The following is a 1,945-nucleotide window of genomic DNA, read 5'->3' as shown; positions in this document are numbered from 1 at the left end:
GTTGGGGGGCGCGGGGGGGGGGGGGCCCCGCCCGCGCCACAAAAACGGCCTCGGTGGCGCGCGCCCTTCCGGCCATCGACGGTCGCGATCCGTCGTTCGGTCATCCGGGTTGTCAAGGAGCGATGAAGCGGCGCTTCGAGGGGCAGGATCAGCGGGGCGGCTCCGGGGATTTCACGAATCCCGGAAAGATTCCGGATCGCGGCCGCCCCGTCCACGTCAGCCGAGCTTGGAGCGTTGGGCCCAGACCTTCTCGAACGCCTCGGCGTACTGGTCGACCAGCTCGGGGACGTCGGAGGTGAAGTAGGGGAGGGCGATGGCGGTCCGGTTGGCCTCGTCGGAGCCGGGGAGGTCGGGGATGGCGGGGGGGTGGCGCCACCATTCGGCCTCGGCGTAGATGGCCATCTTGTGCTGGAGGGGGTAGGAGAGGGCGCGGGCGCGGACGCCCTCGGCCTGGAGCGCCTTGACGATCGCCTCGCGAGAGGCGCCGGCCTTCGACTCGTCGAGGAACAGGATGTTGTTGGCGTAGTAGATCCGCCGGGCATCGGGGGGGCAGGGGGGCTCGACCAGGCCGGGGAGCTGGGCGATCCGGTCGTTCAACCGGCGGACCTGGGCGGCGCCGGCCTCGTTGCGTGCGTCGAGCTTCGGGAGCTGCGAGCGGACCAGGGCGGCGGCCAGGGGATTGATCCGGAGCTTCAGGCCGAGGCTCGCCCCGGCGTAGCGGCGATAGCGGCTGTCGGCCGGGAACCGCGAGGGGTGCTCGGAATGGCCGAACGCGGTGGCGCGTTCGAAATCGTCCCGCTCCAGGTACGTCCCCATGCCCCCTTCCATGGCGGGCAGGGGCTTGCTGGCTTGATAGCTGAAGATCGACATCCTGCCCCACGACCCCAGCGGCTTGCCGCCGTAGGACGCCCCGTGCGCGTGGGCGACGTCCTCCAGCAGGGCCAGGCCGTGCTCGCGGGCGAAAGCCGCCATGTCGTCCATCGGGCAGGGGAGGCCCATCCAGTGGACCGGCAGCATGGCCCGGACGCTGGGAGTCAGGCGGCGGCGGGCGTCGTCCAGGTCGAAGTTCAGCGTGCGCGGGTTCACGTCCACGAACCGCGGCACCAGGCCGAAGAGCCGCATCGGCACGATCGACGAGAAGAAGGTGTAGCTGGGGACCAGCACCTCCGAGCCCGGCGGGAGGTCGAGCGCGAAGTACATGGAGGCCAGCGCGGTCGTGCCGTTGCAATGGGCCCTGGCGAACGGGACCGCGAACCGCTCGCTCCAGTCGCGCTCCAGGTCCTCGATCGGCCCGTAGCCCGGGTTGCGCAGGAGCGAGAGGACGGCGGCCTCCTCCTCCGGGCCGAAGATCGGCCAGCGCGCCGCCTCCACCTGCCTCGCGGGCGCGGCCGAGACCGCGGGCCGTCCGCCTTCCAGCGCGAGGGACTCCGCGCCCCTGGCGCGGCCGATCGCCCCCCCCGCCGCCACGGCGCCCGCCGCCGCGAGGATCGCGCGCCGAGAGTGCGAGGCGCCGCCGGTCGATTGGTCGTTGCGCATGGCCCTGGGTCTCCACCGGGGGTGAGCCTGATTGCCGGACGCGCGCGGCCCGACTAAATTCGATGCGAACATCATAACGGCCTTCCCCCCCTGGTGGGGGAAGGTGGCCCGAAGGGCCGGATGAGGGGGGGACGAGCGAGCCGGCCATCGGAGAACGTGGAGGCCTTTCCGCGGCCGACGGCCTGGGCCGGGTTCCGAACTCCAAAGCTCGGCGGGCAAGCTCCCCCTCATCTGACTTCCCCCTCCAGAAGGGAAGAACGTTTGTATTTTGCTCTGTAGAAAACCGGTGAACCGGCGTCGACGAGGTTCCGTAGTATGAGTTGTGAAGACGAGCAAATCCCCGCGTCGCGTCCTGCATACTGCTTATGAGGCGGCCCGCGCCGCGCTGCCCGACCATCGGCACAAGTAC

At 70.8% G+C, this 1,945-nt stretch carries 1 protein-coding gene; it reads right to left on the bottom strand.

Annotated elements, in window-relative coordinates:
* Nucleotides 1–216: 216 nt before the first annotated feature.
* Nucleotides 217–1,536 (bottom strand): DegT/DnrJ/EryC1/StrS family aminotransferase, encoded by a 1,320-nt coding sequence (locus WG209_RS15500; RefSeq protein WP_337175971.1) that lies wholly within the window; start codon nt 1,534–1,536, stop codon nt 217–219.
* Nucleotides 1,537–1,945: the final 409 nt, after the last annotated feature.

The organism is Paludisphaera sp., from assembly GCF_037189885.1.
Taxonomy (GTDB): Bacteria; Planctomycetota; Planctomycetia; order Isosphaerales; family Isosphaeraceae; genus Paludisphaera.
The sequence above is the reverse complement of the archived record's forward strand: the minus strand, read 5'-3'. Positions and strand labels throughout refer to the sequence as shown.

Coding starts and splice junctions, on each gene's coding strand:
- WG209_RS15500 (WP_337175971.1), bottom strand. CDS start 1,536: ATGCGCAACGACCAATCGACCGGCGGCGCCTCGCACTCTCGGCGCGCG.